Below are 21,099 nucleotides of genomic sequence, written 5' to 3'. Positions count from 1 at the left end.
CGTTATTTATCTATTCAGCAACCTGATAAAAGGATTGCAATCGTACCAGTCTGGCAAGACTCAGCTCTCGCCATGTCCGACCCTGTCGATCATGATAGATGCCGATTACAAAGGGGTGAAGATCCTCGTTATCTGTTACCAGCGTGAATTCAGCCATACTCCTGATGCCGAGCATACTGCCTGTCAAAATGGCACAGTTGGAATATAGACGTGAAGTAACCAGAATGACCCGGTTTCTGACATCCGACCCAGTTGGCGCATCTCCGATAAATTGAGCAAGATCGCATAATCCATAAAGATTACCATGCACATTGATCATACCGAGAAACCATGGGCGTGTCAGAAAGACCGGTGTAATTTTGGGAACAGGCAATACTTCACCGATTTCATTCATACCAACAAGCCAGCGATCATTGCCAATCACAAATCCCAATACCGGAGTAGTCGTCGGTTGGCTCGGATTGATTCTGTCAATTTGCGCGTTCAATGCCAGTTGATAGTCCAACATGATGCTGGTTTTTTTTCGCATTAAAAGTCAAGACTTTTAATTTTTTGTAATAAATCTTCGATTTTTATCGGCTTGGTTATGTACCCCCGGGCTCCCTGCCGTAGACCCCATATTTTATCGGTTTCCTGATCCTTGGAGGTACAGAGAATAACGGGAATATGTCGTGTTTCATCATCCCGCGCCAACATACGGATAGCCTGAAAACCATTGATTCCCGGCATCACCACATCCATTAACACCAGATCCGGCATATCTTGCTTAATCTTAAGCACACCCTCCTCGCCACTTTCAGCCGTTCCCACCTGATAACCGCTTTGGGTCAGCATTCTGCTCAGGATATGCCGATCTGTTGGTGAGTCATCAATCACCAGTATTGTATTGATTGTCATCTATTGCCTGAGTAATAGAAAAATGCCTCGTTTCTCGCAAGTTTGCTACAAGTGACTGACCAACAAAACCAGTCGTGCCGACCATTAATCAATTCATGGCAAATTACGATATTTCTTTCCTGAAACATCCTTGTGACTAATTGCTGTGCTTAACAATGCGTGTATGAGCCAACCGGTCATGCAAAAACTGGTGATCACGATCAAACCACGCCCACCATAATCCGATTCCAAAAAAACTGATGCCTATGACGGCAATAACATAGCGTTTGATTGCTTGCTGGGCTGTAACCCGGTCATCGCCAGTTGCTTCGATCGATACCAGTTTCATCCGCCAGGTCTGCATGGCCAGTGTTTGACCACCATGTGTCCAGAACCAGGCGAAATATATACCACCGATTGAAAGCAGGTAAAACTGAAACAATGGCCTGAAATAAGCAGCGTCGGGGTCACGCAAGGCAAGATGAAACAGCACGCTGACCACAAACCACACACCAAGCAACAGAATGAATTCATAGCATAAAGCCAGCATGCGGCGACCCAATCCTGGCGTCTCTCTTTCCATCGAAAAATGTACGTTATCCAGTGACCTTACCTTTGTCTTCAATTGTAAACTGACCGCAAACACTATCCATTTAATTTACGTGTACACCACAGTGCTGCGGTGAACAGCAGGACAGCACCAGCCTGATGTGCAGCAGCGTAGGTTAACGGGACCTTTAGCAGCAGAGTGGTAATTCCCAACCCCACCTGTATCATCAATGCGAGCAGGAATAAGTGGCATGCCAGACGGGCAGAAGACGACAAGGCTATCGTGCGGATAGCTTTGAACCAGAAATAGGGCACTAAAAAGATCAGCATCCAGGCGATTAAGCGATGATCGAATTGCACCGTTGTAATATTATCGAAAAAATTCCGATACCAAGGGTCAAGCACGAACAGGGCCGGTGGAATCCAAGAACCATCCATCAGTGGAAAGGTATTGTAGGCCTTGCCGGCGTGGATCCCGGCCACCAATCCACCAGACAGCACCATAATAAAAATCAGCCCGGTCAGTGCCAGCGAGAAACGGCGCAGTTTAACCGGAGAATTGGTAGAGTCTGCATTGCTGGCATCACTGCTTACATTTGATTTCGATGATAACAACCCGGTTGCTACCCAGAACATGGCAGCGTAGATGACAAATGCCAATCCCAGATGGGCTGTCAACCGGTATTGACTGACATGAACATTATCTGACAAACCACTCATTACCATATACCAACCCATCAATCCTTGCAGCCCCCCCAGTACAAAAATACCGAACAGCTTGAGACCGAGTACTCGATCAACTTGCTTGCGCACGATGAAATAAACCAGGGGTATAAAATAGACCACTCCAATCAACCGCCCAAGCAAACGATGAAAGTATTCCCACCAGAATATACCCTTGAATGCATCCAGCGACATACCCTTATTCACCAGTTCGTATTGTGGAATTTGCTGGTATTTCTCAAACAGCACTGTCCAATCCTGATCAGAGAGCGGCGGAATAGTACCAATTAAAGGCTGCCACTCGACAATCGACAACCCTGAACCGGTTAATCGAGTTACTCCACCGACAATAACCATCGCAAAAACCAGTGCACAGCAAACCAGTAACCAGACAGCAATGGCGGTAGATTGACGTCCTGGCAGAGCTGAGGTTGTGGATATTTTCATGGCGGGTGAGGTGGTATGCATGGGTGTCAAAATTAATTATTAATCAAGAACTGTGGCGCATGCGCATTAAACGCTGCCGGTCACGCTCCCATTCTTTATTTTTTTCGCTCTCACGTTTGTCATGCTGTTTCTTTCCCTTTGCCAGACCAATTTCCAGTTTTATTCTACCTGTTTTATAATGCATGTCCAACGGCACAAGGGTATAACCGGCGCGTTCAACATTGCCGATAAGTCTGCTGATTTCAGCGGCGTGCAGCAATAGCTTGCGCGTTCTGACTGGATCCGGATGAATATGGGTAGACGCAGCAGACAAAGGGCTAATGTGGCAACCGATCAGAAATAATTCACCACGCCGAATAACAACATAAGCTTCTTTCAATTGAACGCGTCCCGCACGAATGGCCTTGACCTCCCAGCCTTCGAGTACCAAGCCAGTTTCATGTTTTTCTTCGATAAAATAATCGTGAAAGGCTTTTTTATTCTGCGCAATGCTCATCGAAAACCTGCACAAGGAAAAGGAATATGACTTTTGGAAAAATTTCGTTTAGTGTAGCAGTTTTTAGCACAAGCTGAAAAATGGTCGAACAAGGTTGCGCTGCAATTTGCTCTGAGTTTCTTTTTGTTTAACACTATTCGCAAAAGGTAATTTAATGTATGGCTGAAATAGAAAAATCCGTGCTGGTAGGTTACTCTGCGGCACAGATGTTTAATCTGGTAGACACCGTAGAAAATTATCCGGTTTTTCTACCGTGGTGTTCTGGCGCTTCCATGCAGATGCAAGATGATGGAGTGGCGCACGCCACGATTAATATCAATTATCACCATATTAAACATAGCTTTACCACCAAAAATACCCGAAAACCACCTGAATTGATCCAGATGGAGCTACTGGAGGGACCTTTTGAGAAACTCGATGGGCACTGGCGTTTCATACCTCTCTCAGATAATGCCTGCAAAATTGAATTCAGCCTGCATTACACCTTCTCGCACAAATTGCTGGAAAAAGTGGTTGGCCCGGTTTTTTATTTGATTGCCAACAATTTTGTAGAAGCTTTTGTTGCGCGAGCGGAAGCAGTTTATGGCACAACCGGTTAATCCATCGACTCACATTTCAATTGAGATTGCCTGCGCGCTTCCTCAGCACCAGTTCCTGAGAAAACTTGAGGTCGCTGCGGGCACAACAATTGAGCAGGCAATCGCGCTATCTGGTATTGAAGAATTTTTACTGGACAGAAACTGCACAGCGCAGCTTGTCGGCATTTTTGGAAAACGCGCCAGCCTGCAAACAATATTGCAAGCTAATGACCGGGTGGAAATCTATCGTCCACTGGCAATTGATCCAAAGGAAAAACGCAGAATACGTTCAGCTAATCGCCATAATCAACCATGCTGAAAACAGCCGCAACCAATGATGGCTGGATAAGAATGCCTATGTGAGGAAACCTGCGTGCTTAATGCCCTCCTATCTTTCAAACGCGCAGCCACATCTGCCACTGATAAAGAAGAGTCTGCCGATTTGACGACAGCATAGAATCCAGCAACGTGCGGAAGCGCATCGTAGTGTCAAGTCACGTATAGATCATCATAAGGCAAATGAATCAACAGGAATAACACCAGAGATTCCACATCTGCCGCAGGCATGTGACCTGACGTTACATACAGTGCAAATGCAACAAATTGATGCACCTCAGCATCTCCCCAGCTTCATATGGCAAAGTGCTATAATTAACTTGGATATTGGTCGCCCCTGTCTTCGGCATAGGTCGGATTATAATTTTCAATTTATCTGCATGAAACAGCCAAGGTTCTGAAATTATTCCAAATAAATAGCCCTACTCTTAAATACTCCCAACATGCTTAATTTCCTAAATAACAATTTCCTGGGTAATTATTTTTCGACCGATATGGCCATCGATCTGGGAACGGCTAATACGCTGATTCATTTACGTGGTCACGGCATCGTGCTCAACGAACCATCCGTCGTGGCTATCCGCCAGGAAGGCGGCCCAGGCAGCAAGCGTATGATCCAGGAGGTAGGGCTAGCCGCGAAACAGATGCTGGGGCGAACACCAGGCAATATCACGGCGATCAGGCCAATGAAAGATGGAGTGATCGCCGATTTCACCCTGACCGAGCAAATGCTCAAGCAATTTATTCGTAAAGCACGTCCGCAGCGGCTATTTTCCGCTAATCCACGCATTGTCATTTCGGTACCTTGTGGCTCAACCCAGGTGGAGCGGCGTGCAATCCGGGAAGCCGCCTACGGTGCAGGAGCGCGCAAGGTGGAATTGATCGAAGAACCTATGGCTGCAGCACTAGGGGCTGAGTTACCGGTAGAGTCCCCCACTGGCTCGATGGTGGTCGATATTGGCGGCGGCACAACTGAAGTTGCAGTTATCTCACTGGGGGGCATCGTCTATTCCAGTTCCGTGCGCATGGGGGGAGACAAGTTTGATGAAGCGATCGTCAATTACATCCGACGCAACTACGGCATGATGATCGGTGAAGTCACTGCGGAAACCATCAAGGCAAGTATTGGTTCGGCCTATCCCGGCTCTGAAGTCCGTGAAATTGAGGTCAACGGACGCAACCTGGCCGAAGGAATCCCCAGGAGCTTCACCATTTCCAGTAATGAGATCCTGGAGGCATTGACCGAACCGTTGAATAATATCGTTGATGCGGTCAAGACTGCGCTTGAACAGACCCCACCAGAACTTGGCTCTGATATTGCACAGATGGGAATGGTTATGACCGGTGGTGGCGCCCTGTTACGTGATATTGATCGACTGTTGATGGAGGAAACCGGGTTATCAGTAATTGTTGCCGACGACCCGCTCACCTGTGTAGTGCGCGGCGCGGGGATCGCCCTGGAAAACATGGATCATTCCATAGGAATATTTGCCAGAGACTATTGAACGCCCTTCTGGCTAAGTCGTCTGCTTCTTCAGGCGGGTCGTTGCGACCTGACTGCAGATTTTTTTCGTTAATTTTTAGTATCATTCAGTCTGCCAAATTTCCTGGAACTGATGAAATGCCCCCGGCGATGATCAATCCGCTTTAGCTGCATGTCTACTTCACCACAGTTTTTTATATCCGGCCCCAGTCCACTTGCACGACTTTTCCTTTATGCATTGTTATCCGTTTTTTTGATGCTTGCAGACAAGCACACCGACCATATCTCCGAGTTTAGACGGGTTATTGGGCTGGTTGTCTCTCCATTACAAAAATTAGCTTACGCCCCCTTTCAGCTTTATCACCGACTGGAGTACCATTTTGCAAGCTTCAACCTTCTTGAAGAAGTGAAGCAACTTAAACAAGCGCATCTCATCAATCGTTATAAACTTCATCAATTACATTCTCTTACTGCCGAGAATCAGCATCTGCGTGCATTACTGGGCGCCACCGAACAATCCCAGTTCAGGACGGTTCTGGCTGAAATTATGTCCACCCCCCCCAACCCGTTCAATCGCAAAATCATTTTGAACAAGGGAAGTTTGAGCGACATCCGTGAAGGACATATCGTCATTGATAATCTGGGCGTAATCGGACAAATTACCAAGGTTTATCCCCTCACGGCTGAAGCCACCTTGATTACTGACAAAGGGCATACCGTCCCGGTACAGATTGCTCGTAACGCTATCAATACGGTAATTAGTGGTGCTGGACGTAACAATGAGCTGGAATTACAGTTCTTTTCGGTTAATACAGATATTCAATTGGGAGATCTGTTGGTAACATCAGGCATTGGCGGGGTTTACCCTCCCGGATTACCTGTGGGGCGCGTGACTCTTATCGAACATGATAAATCTATGCAATTTGCGCACATCCTCTGCACACCAGTTGCCGGCGTAGACCGCCACAGACACGTACTGGTGCTGGTAGATTTGCCTCCGGGAATCACTCAGCCCGCTGAAATATCTGACTTACATGCCAATTAAGCCAGCCAGCAATAAAGCGTTTCTTCACGAAAATTTACTCGAACAGGAGTTACACCTTTCTGCCAGCAGGCCCCTGATTTATCTGAGCCTGGTTGCAGCGTTAATGCTGAACCTGCTGGTATCGGAGAATATCACTCTACTGGTTCGCCCAGATTTTATTGCCCTCGCGGTACTTTACTGGAACATCCATCAGCCACGCCAGTCCGGCATGAGTCTTGCATTCGTCAGTGGAATTATCATGGATGTCGTGACTGCCAGCATTATGGGGCAACATGCACTGGCCTACTGCCTGCTCACTTTCTTCGCACTACTGTTTTATCGACGCTTGCGCATGTTTAGCGTATTCAGGCAAATCCCCGCCATCTTGTGGATGTTGTTACTGTCACAAATCATACTGTTACTTATTGGCATGCTGACGGGCACCTATTTACCAGATTGGCATATCCTGCTCAGAAGTGTGTCAGGAGGATTAATATGGCCATTCATTGCCATTACGCTGACTAGCCTGAGAAAACAGGAAATCAATCCAGATGAGTTATGAACGAACGGGTTGAATTACATAACCACTTACATGAATTACGCAATTTCTATGTCAGATTGGTCATTTGTGTATTTTTCGTGCTGCTACTGTTCAGCGTACTATTTGGGCGCTTCTACTATTTGCAAGTTATACGCAGCGAACATTACACCACTCTTGCAGAAGCCAACCGTATCCATATACTCCCACTCACCCCTAATCGCGGACTGATATTTGACCGCAATGGCATCGTACTGGCGCAAAACTACACGGCCTACACACTGGAAATTGTCCCTGATCAGGTTGATGATCTTGACACAACCATCAATCAACTCGCCACATTGATAGATATCACTCCGGAAGACCACAATCGCTTCAAAAAACTGAAACGGGAAAATACCCGCTTCAAGAGCATCCCCATACGATCCCGCTTAACGGATATTGAAGTTGCTCGCTTCGCCGAAAACCGCTTTCGTTTTCCCGGTGTCGAAGTCAAAGCACGTCTGTTACGGCATTATCCCGAAGGAGAATCCATCTCTCATTTCATTGGTTACATCAACCGCATCAATGATATGGATTTAAAGCAACTGGGTGAAAACAACCAGATGGACAACTATCGGGGAGGATTGCATATCGGACGCATGGGTATCGAACAAAGTTACGAAAACGATCTACACGGCATAACCGGGATCGAACAGGTTGAAACCGATGCCGTTGGCCGCCCAGTGCGCACCTTGTCGCGAGTTCCACCTATTGCCGGCAGCGATCTCACTCTCACGATCAACCTTGATCTGCAGCGAGCGGCCATCCAGGCATTCGGAGATTTTCGTGGCGCATTGATCGCGATGGATCCAACCAATGGAGAGATACTCGCATTTGTCAGCAAACCGGGGTTTGATCCCAATCTGTTCACCGATGGTATTGATCACCATAACTGGCGCCTGCTCAATGAGTCCATTGATAAACCCATGGTCAATCGTGCCTTGCGTGGAGTCTATCCACCTGGCTCCACTTTCAAGCCTTTTATGGCATTAGCGGGACTTGAACTTGGCAAGCGCACTCCAGGCTACACAATACGGGATCCGGGATTTTTTAGTCTGCCCGGCAGCTCCCATCGTTTCCGTGACTGGAAACCCGGAGGACATGGCACCGTTGATCTACGCAAATCATTAGTGATTTCGTGTGACACTTACTACTACATGCTGGCCAACGATCTTGGTATTACCAGCATTCACGAATTTACCAAGCAGTTCGGATTTGGACAGTTGACCGGCGTTGATATTCCGGGTGAGCTAAGTGGCTTATTGCCTTCTATTGAATGGAAAAAAAGACGCTTTAATCAAAGCTGGTTTCCTGGCGACACTATTTCAGTTGGAATCGGTCAGGGATTCAATCTGGCCACTCCGCTACAACTGACGTTTGCAACCATGCTGATCGCCAATAATGGCAAGGCATTCCGGCCACATTTTGTGAAACAGATCAAGGATCACCAGCACAACCAGATCAAGGATAATTTTGTGGATACCCGGTATCAATTGAATATCAAGCAAGCGCACCTGGATATCGTCAAACAAGCATTGCGGGACGTAACGTTACCCGGTGGCACCGGTGCCCGTGCGGCGGCTGGCGCTGCCTACAGCTTTGCGGGAAAGACCGGCACTTCCCAAGTAGTCAATATCAAGCAGGGCGAGCGCTATGTCGCCAGCAAACTGGATGAACGTCATCGCGACCATGCGCTTTTTACTGCCTACGCCCCTGCTGAAGATCCCCGTATCGTCTTGACTGTGCTGGTTGAAAACGGCGGCTCGGGCGGATCTACCGCCGCGCCTATCGCGCGTAAAGTAATGGATTATTTCTTCCTCGGCATCCTACCGGAACCGATGGAAATTCCCGTCAAATGAGGATAACTGACCACCCTCCTCTCACATTACTATGATTACCTTTGACCTCTCTAAAATATGGTATTTCCTGACCCGCTATATCGACAATTTTCTGCTGGCAGGTATCTTTCTGTTGATGTTGACCGGCCTGATTGTGCTCTATAGCGCAACAGGTGGAAACACAACCAGGATGACCAGTCAACTGATCAATATGACCATTGCACTCGCCGTCATGTGGACGGTTGCTAACATTCCGCTCCCGACCATCATGAGGATTGCCCTGCCGCTGTACCTGCTTGGCATCGCCCTGCTGATCAGCGTTGCCCTGTTTGGAGAAATCCATAATGGTGCGCGTCGCTGGCTGAACTTGGGCATCACACGCATTCAGCCTTCAGAATTGTTGAAAATAGCAGTTCCACTAATGATGGCGTGGTATCTGGATAAAGTAGGGCTGATTCTGCGCTGGCGCAATCATGGTGTCGCTGCGCTCATTCTGCTGCTGCCAGTATTATTGATTGCCCGGCAGCCAGACCTGGGGACATCCATCCTTATTCTCGCCAGTGGTTTCTATATCTTATTCCTGGCGGGTATTTCCTGGCGAATTCTGGCAACACTCGCGGTTACGCTAGCCATTAGCCTGCCCCTGCTTTGGACGTTTGGTATGCATGATTACCAGCAAAAAAGGGTACTGACTTTGCTCGATCCTTCACAAGATGCGCTCGGTGCAGGTTATCACACGATCCAGTCCAGCATAGCCATTGGCTCGGGTGGCATTTCAGGAAAAGGATGGCAAAAAGGAACTCAATCTCAACTGGATTTCCTCCCCGAGCCCAGCACGGATTTCATTTTTTCGGTATTCTCAGAGGAATTTGGATTGATTGGTAACGGCCTGCTATTATTGCTTTATCTGGTGGTTATCGGACGTTGCTTTGTCATTGCGGCCAAAGCACCCACCCGCTTCACCCGTTTGGTCGCAGGTTCGATCACACTTACCTTTTTTACGTATATTTTTGTCAATATTGGTATGGTTAGCGGCATTCTACCTGTCGTCGGCGTACCGTTGCCACTCATCAGCTACGGGGGAACCTCAATGGTCACTATTCTGTTTGGATTTGGTATCCTGATGAGTATTCACACCCACCCTAAACTGGTTAGAACCTAATAGAAAATATGTCTACTGCAAAAATTCATTCAAGTCACTCGCGACTGGTTTTATCCTGGTTCATTCTGTGGTCGATCGTTTTCTATCTAACAGGCTGCAGCAGCACTGCCACGATCACCGGAAAATCCCCGAAACAATCCGGCACTTCCAAAAACCAACCCTCACACACCAGTAAACGAGGTGGGGGCTATTATCTCGACGACGGCCCGGCGGCTAATCCGCCCATTCACCTTGATACGGTTGCCAATGCGGTTCCCAAGGCGGAACCATTGCGCAGCGCCAATATGAAACGCTATGTCGCTTTGGGCAAAACCTATACACCCATGACAGAACTGGTGCCGTACCGGGCGCGTGGCACCGCATCCTGGTATGGAAAGCGATTTCACGGTAAAAATACCGCTTCTGGAGAAATTTACAATATGTACGCCATGACGGCCGCCCATCCCACTCTGCCTATACCGAGCTATGTAAGGGTTACTCACTTACAGAATGGAAAGTCTGTCATCGTACGTATCAATGATCGCGGACCGTTTCTGAATAATCGGTTGATCGATTTATCTTATGTTGCCGCTCATAAACTCAACATGCTGGCAAATGGCAGCGCACCGGTCGAAGTCGAAATTATTCTCCCTCATCAGTCGTCTGTCGGTCGCGTCAACGTTCAACCCGCCCCGCCCACATCAACCGTAATGCATTCCAGTGATAACGAAGCAACTTATCTGCAAATTGCTGCATTCGGTGCAGCAGAAAATGCCCAGAATTATCTTGACCAATTTCAATCGCAGTTACAGGCGGAACTTCAAACCATTGCCTATTTATCGCGTATTCACAAAACTGATGGTTTATACAAGGTATTGATTGGTCCTTTCACCAGCGAAAGATCTGCCAGACAAATTGCATCCACGCTATTCGACTCAACCGGTACCCAACCCATCCTTCTCAAATAATCCACTTTTGCAGGAATTCATAATGGTCAGACTGGTTAAATGTATCAAACTGGGAATTGAAGCAGAGGGACTGGATTTTCCGACCTATCCCGGCGAGCTGGGTAAACGGATTTACGAGAATGTCTCAAAGCAGGCCTGGGGTCAATGGGTAAAACATCAAACCATGCTGGTCAATGAAATGCATTTGAGTCTGGCGGATATTAAGGCACGGAAGTATCTCGCCGAACAGATGGAAGCCTATTTTTTTGGTCAAGGCGGAGACCAACCCGCAGGTTACATCCCACCCAATTCATAAAGTTGTAACCTGAATTTCATAATATCGGTCTATTTTTAACCAGGTTAATGCACTATGACCGAGAATGAATCCGGCGTAATCACTGCCAGCAAACCTGTTCTCAGCGTGAATAAGTTATTTTTAAACCGCGAGCTGAGTCAGATAGAGTTCAATCGTCGGGTTCTGGCTCAGGCAGAAGAAGACAATGTGCCCTTGCTGGAACGATTGCGCTTTATCTGCATTGTCAGCAACAATTTTGACGAGTTTTTTGAAGTTCGTATCGCAGGGCTGAAAGAGCAGATCAAGCTCGACACACCAGGATTCGGCCCAGATGGCCTGCCGCCCCTCCAGGCTCTTGAGCTTGCTACTGCACGTACGCGCGAGGTGGTCGCTCATCAATACCAGATTTTTAATAAAATCATTCTGCCGGAGCTGGCCAGTAATGGTATTCACTTTCTCCGTCGCACCACCTGGAATGAAAACCAGCGCGAGTGGATCAAGCAGTTTTTTCAACGCGAACTGATGCCAATGCTGACGCCCATTGGCTTGGACCCCTCTCATCCCTTTCCGCGCATCTTAAACAAAAGCCTCAATTTTGCCGTGGCGCTGGAGGGCAAAGACGCCTTTGGCCGGAATTCAGGCACGGCCATCGTGCAAGCACCACGTATCCTGCCGCGTGTCATTCGATTGCCCAAAGAGATCGGTCGGAATGAATACAGCTTCGTGTTTTTGTCTTCTATTATCCATGCACATGTAGATGAGCTTTTCTCAGGCATGCAGGTGGTCGGTTGCTACCAGTTTCGGGTCACCCGCAACAGCAATCTGTTTGTTGATGAAGAAGAAATCAAGAACCTGCGCATCGCATTGCAGGGTGAACTTCCGCAACGCCATCTTGGTGATGCGGTCCGACTGGAGGTTGCAGATAACTGTTCGCCTGGAATGACAGAATTCCTGCTTGACCAGTTTTGCCTGCAAAAAGAAGATCTGTATCAGGTGCACGGCCCGGTTAATCTGGTACGGCTTACTCAGATTTTTGACATTATCGACCGCCCCGATCTGAAATTTCCCCGCTTTATTCCCGGCGCCCCGTTCTCGACACAGAAAAAGAAGGATAGTGATTTTTTTCAAATAGTGCGCAAGCACGATATCCTGCTACACCATCCCTTTCAAAGTTTTCAGCCTGTTATTGAATTCATCAAGCAGGCATCAACCGATCCGGATGTCGTCGCGATAAAACAGACTGTATATCGTACCGGCTCTGACTCCACGCTAATGGAAGCCTTGATCTCCGCCGCCAGCGCCGGCAAGGAAGTAACCGTGGTCGTGGAACTGCTGGCACGATTTGATGAAGAAGCCAACATCAACTGGGCAGATCGCCTCGAAGATGCGGGCGCCCATGTTGTCTATGGCATCGTTGGTTACAAGACTCACTGCAAGATGGCGATGATAATCCGACGTGAGTCCGGTCAGTTAAAACGCTATGCGCATCTGGGTACCGGCAATTATCATCCGGGTACTGCCCGCCTTTATACCGACTTTGGCTTACTGACGAGTCATGAAGAAATTTGCTCGGATATCAACGAAGTTTTTCTCCAACTAACCGGATTGGGAAAAGCGAGCAAGCTGAAACATCTCTGGCAATCTCCTTTCAGCCTGCATACTCAGATTCTTCATCACATCAACCAGGAAGCCGAAAATGCGCGCAACGGAAAACCAGCCGTCATTATCGCCAAAATGAATGCCTTGCTGGAGCCGATGGTCATTCAGGCACTGTATGACGCATCTGGTGCTGGCGTCAAAATCAATCTGATTGTGCGCGGAGCTTGCGCGCTTCGTCCCAATGTTCCCGGTCTGTCCGATAATATCCGCGTGCGTTCGATCATCGGACGCTTTCTGGAGCATTCCCGTATTTTCTACTTTTTGAATATCAACCAGCATCACGTTTATCTTGCCAGTGCGGACTGGATGAACCGTAACTTTTTCCGCCGGGTCGAAGTGTGTTTCCCAATACTCGATGCACGCCTGAAAAAACGGGTCATCACAGAAGGATTAAAACCTTATCTACGGGATAATACCCAGGCTTGGGAGATGAATGGTGAGGGCTACTACAAACGTAAAACATCCAGAAGAAACCGGCAATTCAGCGCTCAGCGTGCATTGCTGGAAAAGCTGTAACTATTAGATAACAGGGTATCTATTTCATTTTTTTGATTCCCGAAATGGGAAGGTGGATTGAGGCTGGCATTGGGGACAGAAAAAGGTTGCGCGTTGGCTGAGTATGATTTTCTGAATACCTGTGCCACATCGCAGGCAGGGCTGATCGGCGCGGGCATACACCTGATAGTGTTGCTGAAAATAACCGGGGCGGCCTGCGCTGTCGGTAAAATCGCGCAGGGTACTGCCGCCAGCAGTGATTGCACTGGTCAGTGTTTTTTTAATAGCATTTACCAGACGCATGCACTGTTGACAATCAAGTTGACTGGCGGGACGCAATGGAGATAATCCAGCATGAAAAAGCGCTTCATTGGCGTAAATATTGCCGACTCCAACGACAATATGCTGATTCATCACCACTTGTTTAATGCGGATGCTGCGGTTACGTATGTCATTATGAAGCCTGTCCGCAGTAAAATCCTCACTCAGCGGTTCCGGCCCCAAACGCTTGAGCAGTGGATGCTGTGAAATATCTTCCGGCCACCATAGTACGGCACCAAAGCGGCGCGGATCGCGCAGACGTAGAATATTGCCGTTGCCAAGCAGCAGTTCAAAATGATCGTGCGCCTGATGTGGCACGTTTACCGGCAGCACTCGCAAGCTGCCGGACATACCCAGGTGAATAATCAACGTACCGGTATCACAGCGGAGCAACAGGTATTTGGCGCGCCGTGTAACTGAGTGAATTTGCTGCTCGGGTAAAGACGATGAAATTTCAGATGTAATCGGCCAGCGCAGCGCGGCATTACGTACCGTTACCCCAGTAATACGTTGACCGGTGAGATGTGCTGCGATCCCACGTCGAGTAATCTCGACTTCTGGTAGCTCCGGCATGTTTTTCAGAAACGTTGTATCACCAGCAGGCTGGGATGGCCAGATTATGGGAATTGAGAGCCATCATCCTCGCCTACGTCGCCAGTTGATCCCTATTCCACCGATTATAAACAGCAGTGGCAATCCGACCAATGTCACGATTGTGATGAAATTTAATTCGGACTGACTGAGCGCCAGGCGATGATCAATTGTGGCTCGTGGCTGAATAGTAATCAGACGTTCGTCGCCCGCCAGCCAATTAGCGATATTGACACCCAGATCAAGATTACCGCCATTACCCAGATAGGTATTCGCGAGAAAATAACCGCTACCCACGACAACTACTCTCTGCTCCCGGTCATCCATGATGCGGTTTAACGCGACAGCGATACTAAATGGCCCACTGGCATCTACTTCCGCATTAAGCGTGGGTTCATCCGTAATCGTTCCGGTCTCGACCCATCCTTGTGGAGCGGCTTCGACCAGCACAGTACGTTGCCATTGTGGGTTTTCTTCCAGTACCAATGGACGCGCAAAGGGAAATACGGTAATTAAATCAAATTGCCGGGTCACTGCGTGTGGCTGATAACCAGCCCCAAGGGTAAAGGTAAGCGGGGCATTAAGCTGTTTTGCCCGTGGATCGACAATTACGCCTGGGACAAAACCAATTCCCAGTATCTCGGCAAGTGGCTGCAGGCCGTACAATTCTTCACCGCCATCCACCAGCCATAGCATATTCCCACCCTTTTCCAGATAATCGATCAGTTGATCAACTTCACCAGCAAGTAACTCGATCTGTGGTGACGCAATAACCAGAATATCGCCACTCTCCTGCATTACCCCCTCATCCATCAAGCTATAGGGTCTGACTGTAAAACCAATGGCGGCGAGTTTCCCGCCAAAATCACCAAGATCACGGTTGGCAACGCCATCGAACTTGCGCTCACCGTGACCAGTTAACACCTTTAATTGCTTGCTCTGTGGGCGAACCAGGCGCATCAAGAGATTGGTAAAGGCTTCCTCATTGATTGAGGTGAGCCCTGCTTCCCGCCCCTCATAATGCACGACCAGCTCGCCATTTAATCTGACACCTGCAGCCAGCGCCTGCTGGGGATGCTCTGCCGGGTCAACAAAAGACACATTGATATCCGGTTTAAATCTTTGATAATTAGCAATAAACCCACTAATGATGCCACGAACATCTCCAAGCCTGGGATCCTGCCTGGTTGCATAGACGGTCACTTCTACCGGTTTGTCGAGCACCTGCAGGATATCAATACTGGTTTGACTGAGGCTATTGCGGCTATTTTGACTTATATCCCAATGAATACGCTGTTGTACCGCCCAATAGCCAATCATGCCAATCGAGACAAGCAATAAACCCAGCTGCCAGCGACTACGCCATTGTCGTCGCCCATTGTTATCTTCTTTCATATCCCATCCTCCGCTAGCGCATACTCGCCAATCTTTGCACCGTCAATGCCAGAAAAACAACCATGAAAAGCATCATAAAAATGACGCTTGCAGAGTCAATAATTCCCAGGTTGAAGTACTCATAGTGCCTGAACGGAGAAAAATAATGGATGATGCTATCGGAGTCGAGTGCCACCATATCGATTATCCAGAAACAGAGCAGCGCACCAAAGCTACCAAGTGCCGCAATAGCGGGATGTGCGGTCAAACTGGATATATATAGACCCAGCGAAGCAAAACAGCCTGCCAGCAGAATCAAGCCGATAACATTACTTAGTAATAAACCAAAATCTAATGTGCCACCCATCAACAGAAAGAGTGACAAAATAACAATTAGTAGCGGCAGGGTAGACAGAAATAGCAGTAGCACAAAAAACTTGGCCAATACAATTGCAAATCGAGAAACTGGCGCGCTCAACAGCATCACTAATGTCTGATTGCGCCTTTCTTCAGCCAGCATGCGCATGCTCATGATAGGGGTCGCCATCAATAGCACGATTGAGGCCACTGAAAAAACCGGGGAAACAATAACCTCTGTGATACCCGGTGGGTTGGCAAGCTGCATCAACTGCGGCTGAATCTCAAGAAAAGTATCGAGTCGCCCCAAAAAGACCCAGGCTAATACCAGTTGTGTCAGCGTCAGAAACGTCCATACCAACGATGAAACAAACAGCAATCGCATCTCTTTGCAGATTATTGACAGCACGATGCCCGATCCCCGGTGGCTGAATCTGATTGCGTCAACTGTTCAAAGAGGCTATCAAGTTTCTGATTTTGTTGCCTGAGGCTGTTGATTCCGGTATCCAGCATAGTTTTACCTTGATGCAATATGTGTATGCGGTTACAGATATTTTCAACCTCTGACAAAACGTGTGTCGAAAAAATAATAGCGTGCTTTTGCTGGAGCGACAGTAACAACTGATGTATTTTCTGTATCTGATTGGGATCCAGTCCTGCAGTTGGCTCGTCCAGGATGATCACTTCCGGCTGATGGATAATCGCCTGCGCAATCCCAACGCGCTGCTGAAAACCCTTCGATAATACGCCAATAATTTTTCTACCCACATTAGCCAGGTCGCAGTTATTTTTTGCAATTTCTACCGCCTCAACCAGCATTTTTTTAGGAATACCATGCAATTCTGCGGCAAATCGCAAATATTCATTCACAGTCAGCTCTTTATAAAGCGGCGGGATTTCCGGCAAATAACCAATGCGCCGTTTCGCAGAAAGAGGGGCAGACAGTAAATCTACTCCACAAATTTGTATATCGCCACTGACTGGAAACAGATTACCAGTTAACATGCGCAGGACCGTACTTTTACCTGCGCCATTCGGCCCAAGAAATCCCAGAATATCCCCTCGGTTCAATTGCAGACAAACATCACTCACAGCGACATTCGCACCATATGAGTAATTTAGATTATTTGCAAAAATTGCTGCAAGAAGGTTATTTTGTTTCACAACATCAACACTCTCTTGTATCCATGAAAGCAACATAATGTAGTCATTATTTTTCTGACCAGAAATATGCCACAGTGTGCAAAAAAAACAACACTCGTATTTGACAAAAATGAATGGATCAAACCATAATCCGCACCAGTGATGCTTATAAAAGTGTTTTGTGGACTAAGACAAGAAACGAATCATGCCACCCCTGATCTCAGGGTGGCGATATGATGATTGGGAAAAGATTTTTTATTCATAGAGGAACAATAGCATGAAAAATTTTATGTTAACAAAGAAATATCTGATCGGTGCGGTCATTATTCCAACATTGTTTTCCAGCGTAGCTATGGCACACTCCGAAATAGGCGTGACCGACAGACAGGGCCTTAGCAATGCTGAAAAAACAGAAGGTTACACTGTTGACGATAACGGTGTCGTTGCAAGAAACTCAACAGGTCTATGCTGGCGCACCGGTTACTGGACACCCGCGATGGCCATTTATGAATGTGATCCAGATTTAGTTAGTCAGCCTGAAAAAGTTGTAGAGGCTCCAGTACCTGCACCCATAGTTGAGCCAGAAAAGGTATCTTTTTCTGCTGATGCCTTATTTGATTTCGACAAAGCCATATTGAAACCAGAAGGGCAACAAGCCTTGGATGATTTTGCTGGCAACCTCCAGGGAGTGAATTACGATCTGATTATTGCTGTTGGCTATACGGATCGTATTGGTTCTGAAACCTACAATAAAAAACTTTCTGTCAGACGTGCCGAGGCAGTCAAAAGCCACTTGGTTTCGCGCGGAATCAATCCCGATCAAATATTTACTGACGGAAAAGGCGAAGCAAATCCTGTTACTGGAGATACCTGCAAAGGTACCCGCGCAACGCGAGATCTGATTAATTGTCTGGCACCGGATCGCCGTGTTGAAATAGAAGTAGCCGGAACCCGATAGTACATTTGATACTTCAATAGCTAACCAAAGAGCCCTGCCATAGTGCAGGGCTTTTTTGTTTGAGGCATTATCGTTCTATGGATAAATGTAGTGTTGACACATTGCTTGAAGCGCGCTGGATCATCCCAGTAGAAACCGAAGGTGTTCTGACGGAACATGCCATAGCAATTAACAATGGTCTAATTGAAGCCATTTTACCCAGCAATGAGGCCAATTCTCGTTATTACTCATCCAATCATATAAAACTCAACAACCATGCTGTCATTCCTGGCCTGATTAATCTGCACACCCACGCCGCCATGACACTCATGCGCGGGATGGCAGATGATCTATCGTTGATGAGTTGGCTCAAAAATTATATCTGGCCCACAGAATCCAAGTACGTCGATCACGGTTTTGTACGGGATGGAACCATGCTGGCCTGCGCGGAAATGCTCAAAGGAGGAATCACCTGCTTTAACGATATGTATTTTTTTCCACAGACAACCGCCGATGTCGCATTGGAATGTGGCATCAGGGCCGGAATCGGTCTGGTTGTCATTGATATGTTGAGTGCTTATGCAAGTGATGCTGATGACTATATAGACAAAGGTTTGGCAGTTCGAGATCATTATTCACAGCGGCCTTTGCTCACTTTTTGTCTGGCTCCACACGCACCCTATTCAGTTAATGATCAGACTCTTACTAAAATCATGGTTCTGGCAGAACAGCTGCAATTACCTGTTCACATGCATCTACATGAAACCGGGGATGAAATTAAAAACAACCTGACGGAACATGGCATTCGCCCACTAACGCGGCTGCATCAACTTGGCCTTGTCAGCCCCAATTTGATCGCCGCACACATGATCCATCTGAATGACTCTGAAATAGAACTATTCCATGAATGTGGCGGGCATGTGGCTCATTGTCCGTCATCCAACCTCAAACTCGCCAGTGGCATCGCGCCCATCGAGAAACTACTTCGAAAGGGAATAAATATTGGTATTGGCACCGATGGCGCAGCCAGCAACAATCGTCTTGATATGTTTTCGGAAATGCGTTTAACGGCCCTCCTTGCAAAAGGGGTGAGCCACAACGCCGAGATAGTGACTTCTCACCAGGCATTGCAGATGGCGACACTGAATAGCGCCAAGGCAATGGGTCTGGATCACATCACAGGTAGCCTATCGCCCGGTAAAGCCGCTGACATCACAGCTGTTGATTTTTCATCATTGTCGCTATCGCCCTGTTTTGATCCTATCTCTCATCTCGTCTACGTAGCAGGACGTGAACAGGTCAGCCATGTTTGGGTCCATGGGCGCCTGTTGCTCGATGAAGGCAAACTTACCACGCTCGATGAAACGGCCATTATGCAGCAGGTAAAATACTGGCAACAACATCTTGTCAGCTAATTTTTAAGGAAAGCAAATCATATGAAAGAGAATAATGAAATAAATGCGGATCCCATTGAGCTGGAAAAATTTAGTCAACTGGCTCACCGCTGGTGGGATCCACAAAGTGAATTCAAGCCATTACATGAGATTAATCCTCTCCGTTTAAACTATATCGACGATATCGCTCACATAAAAGGAAAAAATACCATCGATGTTGGATGCGGGGGCGGCATTTTGTCTGAAGCGATGGCAACCCGAGGTGCGGTCGTCACGGGAATCGATCTCAGCGATAAAGCGCTAAAAGTGGCGAAACTGCATTTACTCGAAAGTGGTCATCACGTGGATTATCGAAAAATAACCGTGGAATCGATGGCAGCCGAGTACCCTCACCAGTACGATATCGTTACCTGTATGGAAATGTTGGAGCATGTTCCTAACCCCGCTAGCGTCATTCAGTCCTGCGCACGACTAGCGAAACCCAATGGATGGGTATTTTTTTCCACATTAAACCGCAATCTCAAGTCTTATCTTTACGCGATTATCGGCGCGGAATACATTCTCAACTTATTACCACGCGGCACGCATGAATACGCAAGATTCATCAAGCCGGCCGAACTAGCCCGTATGGCACGAAGCGCTGGGCTAACGGATGCAGGAATCATTGGCATGACATACAATCCCATTACCAAAGTTTATGCCTTGGAAAATGATACGAGTGTCAACTACATTATGGTATTCCGAGCTTGACTCATGATTCGCGCCGTATTATTCGATCTGGATGGAACCATCGCCGACACAGCGCCTGATCTTGGCTATGCATTGAATCAGCAACTGGCATTACATGGCAAAAAACCTATTTCAATTGAGCAGATACGCATTGAAGCATCAAATGGTGCAAAAGGACTGCTCAAGCTGGGTTTTGGAATTGCGTCTACCGATAGTGAATATGAAACGAAACGCGAAGAATTTCTCGCCATTTATACCAGGAATTTATGCAAAGAAACGCAGCTCTTCCCGGGAATATTGGAAGTCATATCCGAGTTAGAAATAAGAAAAATTTCCTGGGGAATCGTAACCAACAAACCTTCACGGTTTACATTACCCCTTTTACAGGCACTCGAACTAAAGCAACGTGCCGCCGTCATTGTCAGCGGTGATGACACTCATTATTGCAAACCCCACCCAGAACCGTTATTAGCAGCTTGTCGAAAAATCAACACCCCGCCACAGAACTGCCTTTATCTTGGTGATGACATACGTGATGTGCAAGCAAGCCGCGCTGCAGGAATGACGCCAATTATTGCCAGCTACGGTTATCTGGGCAGCCATAGCAGCCCAGATACATGGGGGGCAGATGGCATAATCAAATATCCTGTAAATTTACTTGAATACATCTGAACAGCTTCTGCCCAATTACTTTTAATTGAAATTAAGCGCAACGGATTACGCTTAATTTCAACAAAGAAAACCAGGGGAAATTTCAATTAAATCAAAGCAGATGAGCTTTTTTGT

At 47.4% G+C, this 21,099-nt stretch carries 23 protein-coding genes; 14 read left to right on the top strand and 9 right to left on the bottom strand.

The window, feature by feature from the left end:
- Positions 1-10: 10 nt before the first annotated feature.
- From IPG31_01310 to smpB, 5 genes are all read right to left on the bottom strand, one after another.
- Complete coding sequence (locus tag IPG31_01310; protein MBK6617045.1) at positions 11-529, bottom strand: chemotaxis protein CheW; 519 nt, start codon at positions 527-529, stop codon at positions 11-13.
- Positions 529-891: a response regulator gene (locus tag IPG31_01305; protein MBK6617044.1), complete on the bottom strand. Its 363-nt coding sequence runs from the start codon at positions 889-891 to the stop codon at positions 529-531. Before IPG31_01305 ends, IPG31_01310 begins: the two co-directional genes overlap by 1 nt.
- A 142-nt stretch (positions 892-1,033) precedes the next feature.
- The gene (locus IPG31_01300) at positions 1,034-1,459 is read right to left on the bottom strand and encodes an RDD family protein (GenBank protein ID MBK6617043.1); all 426 of its coding nucleotides are present in this window, start codon (positions 1,457-1,459) and stop codon (positions 1,034-1,036) included.
- A gap of 62 nt (positions 1,460-1,521) precedes the next feature.
- Positions 1,522-2,595: a COX15/CtaA family protein gene (locus IPG31_01295; GenBank protein ID MBK6617042.1), complete on the bottom strand. Its 1,074-nt coding sequence runs from the start codon at positions 2,593-2,595 to the stop codon at positions 1,522-1,524.
- Between the two features lie 43 nt (positions 2,596-2,638).
- Positions 2,639-3,091, bottom strand: coding sequence for an SsrA-binding protein SmpB (gene smpB / locus IPG31_01290; GenBank protein MBK6617041.1), 453 nt, complete (start codon positions 3,089-3,091; stop codon positions 2,639-2,641).
- 158 nt (positions 3,092-3,249) lie between these two features.
- On the opposite strand from smpB, the gene IPG31_01285 reads away from it, so the two are divergent.
- The 10 genes from IPG31_01285 (at position 3,250) to ppk1 (ending at position 13,488) form a co-directional block, all read left to right on the top strand.
- Positions 3,250-3,690, top strand: coding sequence for a type II toxin-antitoxin system RatA family toxin (locus IPG31_01285; protein MBK6617040.1), 441 nt, complete (start codon positions 3,250-3,252; stop codon positions 3,688-3,690).
- Positions 3,674-3,988, top strand: coding sequence for an RnfH family protein (locus IPG31_01280; protein MBK6617039.1), 315 nt, complete (start codon positions 3,674-3,676; stop codon positions 3,986-3,988). Before IPG31_01285 ends, IPG31_01280 begins: the two co-directional genes overlap by 17 nt.
- Positions 3,989-4,448: 460 nt before the next feature.
- Positions 4,449-5,510: a rod shape-determining protein gene (locus tag IPG31_01275; protein MBK6617038.1), complete on the top strand. Its 1,062-nt coding sequence runs from the start codon at positions 4,449-4,451 to the stop codon at positions 5,508-5,510.
- A gap of 150 nt (positions 5,511-5,660) precedes the next feature.
- On the top strand, positions 5,661-6,533 hold the full coding sequence (mreC, locus tag IPG31_01270) for a rod shape-determining protein MreC (protein ID MBK6617037.1): 873 nt from the start codon (positions 5,661-5,663) through the stop codon (positions 6,531-6,533).
- Positions 6,523-7,074, top strand: a complete 552-nt coding sequence (gene mreD, locus IPG31_01265) for a rod shape-determining protein MreD (GenBank protein ID MBK6617036.1) — start codon at positions 6,523-6,525, stop codon at positions 7,072-7,074. The genes mreC and mreD overlap by 11 nt, the downstream gene beginning before the upstream one ends.
- Entirely contained in the window at positions 7,071-8,951 is a 1,881-nt protein-coding gene (gene mrdA, locus IPG31_01260; protein ID MBK6617035.1) for a penicillin-binding protein 2, read from the top strand. The genes mreD and mrdA overlap by 4 nt, the downstream gene beginning before the upstream one ends.
- 31 nt (positions 8,952-8,982) lie before the next feature.
- The gene (gene rodA, locus IPG31_01255; protein MBK6617034.1) at positions 8,983-10,092 is read left to right on the top strand and encodes a rod shape-determining protein RodA; all 1,110 of its coding nucleotides are present in this window, start codon (positions 8,983-8,985) and stop codon (positions 10,090-10,092) included.
- 8 nt (positions 10,093-10,100) lie between these two features.
- The gene (locus IPG31_01250; GenBank protein MBK6617033.1) at positions 10,101-11,039 is read left to right on the top strand and encodes a septal ring lytic transglycosylase RlpA family protein; all 939 of its coding nucleotides are present in this window, start codon (positions 10,101-10,103) and stop codon (positions 11,037-11,039) included.
- 22 nt (positions 11,040-11,061) lie between these two features.
- Positions 11,062-11,334 carry an oxidative damage protection protein gene (locus IPG31_01245; GenBank protein ID MBK6617032.1) on the top strand — a complete coding sequence of 91 codons (273 nt, stop codon included), beginning with the start codon at positions 11,062-11,064 and terminating at the stop codon, positions 11,332-11,334.
- A gap of 54 nt (positions 11,335-11,388) precedes the next feature.
- Entirely contained in the window at positions 11,389-13,488 is a 2,100-nt protein-coding gene (ppk1, locus tag IPG31_01240; GenBank protein MBK6617031.1) for a polyphosphate kinase 1, read from the top strand.
- A gap of 24 nt (positions 13,489-13,512) precedes the next feature.
- Here ppk1 and mutM read toward each other — a convergent pair whose 3' ends face one another.
- The 4 genes from mutM to IPG31_01220 form a co-directional block, all read right to left on the bottom strand.
- On the bottom strand, positions 13,513-14,361 hold the full coding sequence (gene mutM, locus IPG31_01235; GenBank protein ID MBK6617030.1) for a bifunctional DNA-formamidopyrimidine glycosylase/DNA-(apurinic or apyrimidinic site) lyase: 849 nt from the start codon (positions 14,359-14,361) through the stop codon (positions 13,513-13,515).
- 63 nt (positions 14,362-14,424) lie between these two features.
- Positions 14,425-15,774 (bottom strand): GldG family protein, encoded by a 1,350-nt coding sequence (locus IPG31_01230; protein MBK6617029.1) that lies wholly within the window; start codon positions 15,772-15,774, stop codon positions 14,425-14,427.
- Positions 15,775-15,787: 13 nt separating this feature from the next.
- Positions 15,788-16,495, bottom strand: coding sequence for an ABC transporter permease subunit (locus tag IPG31_01225; protein MBK6617028.1), 708 nt, complete (start codon positions 16,493-16,495; stop codon positions 15,788-15,790).
- An 11-nt stretch (positions 16,496-16,506) separates the two neighbouring features.
- Positions 16,507-17,310, bottom strand: coding sequence for an ABC transporter ATP-binding protein (locus tag IPG31_01220; GenBank protein ID MBK6617027.1), 804 nt, complete (start codon positions 17,308-17,310; stop codon positions 16,507-16,509).
- A 220-nt stretch (positions 17,311-17,530) separates the two neighbouring features.
- Here IPG31_01220 and IPG31_01215 point away from each other — a divergent pair, with 220 nt between their 5' ends.
- The 4 genes from IPG31_01215 to IPG31_01200 all read left to right on the top strand — a co-directional run bounded on the left by IPG31_01215 (position 17,531) and on the right by IPG31_01200 (position 20,985).
- On the top strand, positions 17,531-18,211 hold the full coding sequence (locus tag IPG31_01215; protein ID MBK6617026.1) for an OmpA family protein: 681 nt from the start codon (positions 17,531-17,533) through the stop codon (positions 18,209-18,211).
- A 77-nt stretch (positions 18,212-18,288) separates the two neighbouring features.
- Positions 18,289-19,605, top strand: coding sequence for a TRZ/ATZ family hydrolase (locus IPG31_01210; protein ID MBK6617025.1), 1,317 nt, complete (start codon positions 18,289-18,291; stop codon positions 19,603-19,605).
- 21 nt (positions 19,606-19,626) lie between these two features.
- Positions 19,627-20,334, top strand: a complete 708-nt coding sequence (gene ubiG, locus IPG31_01205; GenBank protein ID MBK6617024.1) for a bifunctional 2-polyprenyl-6-hydroxyphenol methylase/3-demethylubiquinol 3-O-methyltransferase UbiG — start codon at positions 19,627-19,629, stop codon at positions 20,332-20,334.
- Positions 20,335-20,337: 3 nt separating this feature from the next.
- A complete protein-coding gene (locus IPG31_01200; protein MBK6617023.1) occupies positions 20,338-20,985 on the top strand; it encodes an HAD-IA family hydrolase in 648 nt (215 codons plus the stop codon).
- Positions 20,986-21,099: the final 114 nt, after the last annotated feature.

This window comes from Nitrosomonas sp., from assembly GCA_016703745.1.
Classification (GTDB): Bacteria; Pseudomonadota; Gammaproteobacteria; order Burkholderiales; family Nitrosomonadaceae; genus Nitrosomonas.
This window is presented reverse-complemented; position numbering and strand designations above follow the sequence as displayed.